We start from the raw sequence: 6277 nt of genomic DNA, 5'->3' as shown, positions 1-6277 counted from the left end.
CATGCGCCTGACCACCAACGCATAACCACCCACAACGCCTGAGTGAGACGCCGCTACCGGATACTCACTCAGGCGCTACCAGATACTCACCACACCGCTACCATTTCAGTCTTCTGAACAAGCTTGGTATCTAAAAATAGAGCTCCTCAAGACTCCGGTGTTCATTTATCGCTGTCTGGGTGGGGCTTTATCTGCGCACCTGCATTCGTGCAAGAAATCTTGCACGAATCTCTCGGGTAGCTTACTGTGGTCAATCGTTCAGGAATTCTTGCACGATTGGAGTTGTGATGAGCCCACGAAAGTATGAGCATCCGGCCACCGAGGACCTTGAATTCGTCCGTGTTCTGGCTGCGGTAAGTGATCCCATCCGGTTAGAGATGGTTAGGCGCCTGGCGGACGGTCAGGAGCACGATAGTTTGACGCTCGCTGATGACCTGCCTCGATCTACCCTGACCTACCACACTCGGCAGCTGCGTGAAGCCGGTGTGACGTGGACAAGAAGCCAGGGACGAACTTGTGTTATCTCTTTGCGCAGAGGCGATCTAGACGAACGGTTCCCTGGTTTGCTCGATATGGTGATTTCGAATGCTTAAACAGCTGTGGCCGTTAGTTTTGGGCAGTGTAGCGCTCGGATTGGACGCATATGTTATCGCTGGACTGCTATCACAGATTGCAAACGACTTGGGTACAAGTGGCAGTGTGATCGGCTTGGGCGTTACCGCCTTCACCGGCGCGTACGCAATATCTGGTCCGCTGTTCTCGGGTAAGGCAGGCAAAGATCCACGGAGTGGTCTGCTTGGAGCTGTTGCTGTGTTTTCTTTGGCGAATGTCGTGACTGCAGTCTCGCCTACAGTGATCGTTTTTCTTGTGTCGCGCTTGATCGCAGGTGCGGCAGCTGGAATTTATTCGCCGTTGTCCTCAGCCGTAGCGGGGATGTCTGTCGCAGCAAAGTATCGCGGGCGCGCACTATCAATGGTGCTGGCTGGTTTAGCGGTGGGAACTGTCGTGGGCGTACCGGTGGGATTAGGGGTAGCTAAACAGCTAGGCTGGAGGGCTACCATCGGTTTGGTCTCGGCCATTGGAATAGTGGCGTTAGCAGGTCTAGCGTTGCGCAAAGCGAGTGTGATACCGGCTGTGCCCTCCTCCTCGTTAGGGCAGCGACTCCGAGTCATCGGCCGAGTGGATAATTTCCTGACGATCTTAGTTACCTTCTTTGTGGGAGTGGGTTCGCTGGGGTTGTACACCTATATTCCTGTAGTGCTTGATCGTGTGCAGGTAGACACCATTGCTGGTATTTGGGTCTGGGGTATCGGCGGGGCAGTGGGTGCTTTTGGGATTGGGAGGGTGCTCGACAAGGTTAATAGTTCACGCAAACTAACGGTCATTATCATTGCATTACTCGTGACTGATTTCGCTCTACTGCTTCTCTTCCCTTCGAGCCACGTGGTGGCAGTGGTGTGTCTTTTTGCATGGGGGCTTTTGGGGTGGTCATCTATGGCGCCGCAGCAGCATTCAATGTTCAGCGCAAATCCTGATGAAGGGGCGACTGCTGTTGCTGCTAATGCATCTGCGAACTACCTTGGCTCGGCAGTCGGCTCCGCAGTGGGTGGATTACTGTTGCCCTCCTCCACGGGAATCCTGTTAGGAGCATTAGGTGCAGTCCTAGTAGGAATCGTCTGCAGTATTGGGGCTAGTGCCTCTTCTCGCTCTCATAGTGGGGGCAATGTGAATTAGGAATACCTCGGATTGATGGGACTGATGCCCGAATTGGCATAGTCGAGCTCTTCGTCGCATTCCCTTTGAGACCTTTGCTTTGACACTCTTAGCAGCTAAAAGGACTGATCCTAGGTCTTTGATTTTCTCGCAGTAAATCATGTCAGTATTGGTATCACTGAAGCTACCGCGGAAAAGAATAATGAAATGCGCGGACCGCTGCCGCGCTGCGAAGTCCCCGCTACACTCGCGCTTATGACCGATCTGCAGCATGTCCACTCCGTTGATGAGGCGGTAAACCGCCTGATCGAGATTTACGAGAATTCCTGCGAGCTTGCGCGCAAGACTTTGGAATCAGGAAACCTTGATGACTATCGCTATGTCGTCTATCCCAAGGTCACGGTAGATATCCGCAAATGGCAGCCGATCGATCGTTCCGAGCCGTTTGGCTACGTCAACGAGGCGGGCAAGTACTCGGCGGTAATCTCCAAGCCGCACATCATTCGGGACTACCTGCACGAGCAGCTGACTCGCCTGGCGGGGAATTATCCGTGCGATATCTTTGTTGGCCAATCCGACCAGCGCATTCCACCGGAGTACATCAAGGACACAAGGAAAGCCCCGCAAGAACGCGGGCCTATTCCGCGTCCGACGCTGGATGAGGTCAATGATGCAATCATTGATGGCGAATGGGATGCCTTCCACGGTGCGGAAAAGCCGCTTTTTCATTTTGGTGCCCAGCGCTTTGATATCGCGTGTGCGCGCATTGAGCATTACACCGGCATCGAGGTCGATACGGTGCAAAAATACATTTTGTTTACTAACTACGCGATGCACACCACCGAGTTTGTGAAATTCGGTTTGCGCGAGTTGACCAGGGAAGACTCGCGTTATACCGCCTTGGTGCTGCCCAATGGGGAGACCATTCATCCCAACGATGCGGTGGACCTAGATGTGGACGGTCTGACCTTGACCTCTCGCTATCAAATGCCGCGCTTTGATCTGATCACTGCCGGTGGTGATGGCATCACGATGATCAATATCGGTGTAGGGCCCTCCAACGCCAAGACCATTACGGATTGCTTGGCGGTGCTGCGGCCAGAGGCCTGGATCATGATCGGCCACTGCGCTGGCATGGACGGACGCATGCGCATCGGTGACCTCATCTTGGGTAATGCCTATCAACGCAATGACCACATCTTGGATCAAAAGGTCGCGGCGACCTCTCCCATCCCGGCGATTCCGGAGGTACAGCGCATGCTCGAGTCTGCGGTGAAGGCGGTGTACGGCGACGATAATTCGCTCATGCGAACGGGCACGGTGCTCTCCACCGATGATCGCAATTGGGAGTGGCGCACTAACCGGGATTTGTGGGAGTGGCTGCGTACCTCCACCGCGGTGGCTGTCGATATGGAATCGTGCACGCTCGCGGCCAATGGCTATCGCTACCGCGTTCCCTACGGCACACTCCTTTCGGTCTCTGACCTGCCGCTGCACGCGGTGCCGAAGCTGCCGGCCCAGGCGCAGGCCTTCTACTCCAACTCGAAGGAAGCTCACGTGATGTGCGCGGTGCGTGCGATGGAGCATCTAGCCGAAAATCCGGAGCGCCTGCGCACGCGCAAGCTGCGCCGGACTTTGGGCGAGGTTCCATTCCGGTAGGTGCCTTTTCTTTGGCAGGCAATGCTCGTTAAACTACAAAGAAATCCCATGACGCAAAAGGAGCCACACAATCGTGACTGAAAATTGGATCCACCCGGACCGGGAAAACCTCACCTGGGAGGTCTTCGGCGAGGCGAGCCGTAACCTGTCGGAACAGATTGTGGAATCTGGTTGGTTCCCTGACCTCATCGTGGGCGTCGCCCGCGGCGGCCTCATTCCAGCCGGTGCTATCGGTTATGCCATCGGTGTGAAGGCCATGGGCGCTATCAATGTGGAGTTTTACACCGATATCGGACAGACCTTGGAAGAGCCGATCATCTTGTCGCCGCAGTTGGATACGGATTCGCTGAAGGGCAAGAAGGTATTGGTAGTAGATGACGTTGCAGATTCCGGCAAGACCCTGGATCTGGTGGTTAATCTGCTTAAGGAAACCGCAGACGAGGTGCGCTCGGCCGTCATTTATACCAAGCCGAAGACCATCTTTGAACCGGACTTTTCGTGGAAGAAGACCGATCAGTGGATCAACTTCGCCTGGTCCGTGCTGCCAGTTATCACTGCAGATGGCTCCTTTAAGGAAGGCTCCTAAAGTCCACTAGGATGAGCAGGCGTGATTAAAGAACAGCCTGCCCCAACCGGTGTCATCGCCAGTTTCCGTTATGCGTTTTCCTCGCCCGCGCGGCTGCGCAAAGAGGTATTCGGCGGTCTGGCGGTTGCGCTTGCTTTGATCCCGGAGGTTTTAAGCTTTTCCATCCTTGCGGGTTTGGACCCGCGGGTGGGATTGTTTTCCTCCGTCGTGATGGCAATGTCCATTGCCTTTACCGGTGGCCGGCCGGCGATGATTTCCGCGGCGGCCGGCGCGGTGGCGCTGGTTGTCTCGCCACTCGCGCATGAACATGGGCATGATTACGTGGTCGCCGCGGTGCTCTTGGCGGGAATCATGCAGGTGGTGCTGGCCGCGGTGGGCGTCGCCAAGCTCATGCGCTTTATCCCGCGCTCGGTGATGACGGGGTTTGTGAATGCGCTGGGAATCATGATGTTCACCACGCAGCTGCCGCACCTTAGTGCTGTGCCATGGATGGTTTATGTGTTGGTGGCCATTGGCTTGGCAATTATGTTGGGGCTACCGCGGCTGACCACGGTGATTCCCGCCCCGCTCGTTACCATTGTGGTGGTCAGCCTCATTGCGGTCGCGGCCGGGTGGAAGGTCCCCGATGTGGCGGACCAAGGCGAGCTGCCTACCTCGCTGCCGGGGGTTTTCGTGCCGGATATTCCGTGGAACCTGGATACCGTGCAGCTGATTGCGCCCTATGCCTTTGGCATGGCATTGGTGGGCCTGATGGAATCGCTGCTGACAGCCAAGCTGGTGGATGATATTACGGATACCCACTCCGATAAGACGCGCGAGTCCTTTGGCCAGGGCGTGGGCAATATCCTCGCCGCGGCCATTGGCGGCATGGGTGTGTGCGCCATGATTGGCCAGACCATGATCGGAGTGAAGGCGTCCCAGGCGCGCACGCGCTTGTCGACGTTCCTCGCGGGCGTATTCCTCCTCATCCTCTGCCTGCTCTTTGGCGAGACCGTCGGTCGTATTCCGATGGCCGCGCTGGTGGCGGTGATGATCATCGTAGCCGCAACGACGGTGGATTGGCATTCGGTTCGCCCGCGCACGCTGAAGCTCATGCCGCTATCAGAAACGCTCGTGATGCTGGTGACGGTGGTAGGAACGCTGGCCACGCATAACTTGGCAGTGGGCGTGGTGCTCGGCGTGGTGGCGGCATCAATCGGCTTTGCCCGCCGCGTGGCCCACCTGGTGGAGGTGGAGCACGTAGGCGATGCCGAGTACGCGGTGCGCGGCCAGCTCTTTTTCGCCTCCTCCAATGACTTGGTCTACGCCTTTGACTACACGCTGGATACCCAGCGCGTCGTCATTGATATGAGCAAGGCCGAGGTATGGGACGCCTCTACGGTGGCGACGTTGGATGCGGTGCAGAAGAAATATGCCGATCGGGACATCGAGGTAGAGTTCCGTGGTCTGGAAGGAGCGAGCGCGCAGCGCCTAAATCGCCTTAGTGGCCGCTTGGGTGACTAAAATCACATTTATTGTCCGAGGTGTGCGGGGTTAAACGTTCGCTGTTGCGGTGGTCGTCGAGTCGCGCTCGTGTCAAGGCGGAGGATCTGTGATGACCTCGCTTTTTTAGGGGACCTTTGCCTGCGTGTAGCGGCAAGCTTTGTCTTGGCTAACTTAGGTTATCCAATCTAAAAAAGCGTAATGACGTGCAAGTTTACTTAAGTAGGCCTTGCTGGATCGCGGGGAAATCTTCTGTACTGTGGTGCTTAGCACTTATTGATTTCCCTGCACAGAAAGGTTTTTACAATGGACGAGAAGCTGCAAACCCTGTTGAATGACCAGGTTATTAGCGAATACGGTGCTTCCATGGTCTACACCCAGCTGGCCTTCGAGATGGATAACCTCTCCTTCCCAGGCATGCGTGATTGGTTTATGGGCCAGGCCGCCGAGGAGCGCGAGCACGCCGAGAAGATTGCGGACCACTTGCTCTCCCGCGGCTACCGTGTAGAGCTCAATGACATCCCGGTTGGCTCCGTCAAGGCCGCTAACCCGCAGGACGCCTTCCAGGCTTCCCTCGAGCACGAGCAGAAGGTTTCCGAGGAGATCCGCACCATCGCCCGCGCGGCGCTGGAGGCACAGGATCTGGAATCCCGCCAGCTCGTTGACTGGTTCCTGAGCGAGCAGGTAGAAGAAGAAGCTACCGTTTCTGAGATTCTGGACCAGATCAAGCTGGTGGGCAATGACGGCTCTGGCTTGCTGCGCATCGATGAGCGCCTGGCTGGCCGCACCGAAGGCGGCGCCTAAGTGGGCGTGGGTGAATAACAAACCCATCAAGAT

General features: G+C 56.4%; 5 protein-coding genes. All 5 read left to right on the top strand.

Annotation, left to right across the window (positions count from 1 at the left end):
- Positions 1-585: 585 nt before the first annotated feature.
- The 5 genes from MHY22_RS11075 (at position 586) to MHY22_RS11055 (ending at position 6244) form a co-directional block, all read left to right on the top strand.
- Complete coding sequence (locus MHY22_RS11075) at positions 586-1734, top strand: MFS transporter (protein ID WP_239279342.1); 1149 nt, start codon at positions 586-588, stop codon at positions 1732-1734.
- A 234-nt stretch (positions 1735-1968) separates the two neighbouring features.
- Positions 1969-3372 carry an AMP nucleosidase gene (gene amn / locus MHY22_RS11070; RefSeq protein ID WP_040425539.1) on the top strand — a complete coding sequence of 468 codons (1404 nt, stop codon included), beginning with the start codon at positions 1969-1971 and terminating at the stop codon, positions 3370-3372.
- Between the two features lie 73 nt (positions 3373-3445).
- Positions 3446-3958, top strand: coding sequence for a phosphoribosyltransferase (locus tag MHY22_RS11065; RefSeq protein ID WP_005326355.1), 513 nt, complete (start codon positions 3446-3448; stop codon positions 3956-3958).
- Positions 3959-3979: 21 nt separating this feature from the next.
- Positions 3980-5461 (top strand): SulP family inorganic anion transporter, encoded by a 1482-nt coding sequence (locus MHY22_RS11060; RefSeq protein ID WP_239279341.1) that lies wholly within the window; start codon positions 3980-3982, stop codon positions 5459-5461.
- A gap of 285 nt (positions 5462-5746) precedes the next feature.
- Positions 5747-6244, top strand: a complete 498-nt coding sequence (locus MHY22_RS11055; protein ID WP_239279340.1) for a ferritin — start codon at positions 5747-5749, stop codon at positions 6242-6244.
- Positions 6245-6277 lie beyond the last annotated feature (33 nt).

Source organism: Corynebacterium sp. ACRPO, from assembly GCF_022347205.1.
Lineage (GTDB): Bacteria > Actinomycetota > Actinomycetes > Mycobacteriales > Mycobacteriaceae > Corynebacterium.
This window is presented reverse-complemented; position numbering and strand designations above follow the sequence as displayed.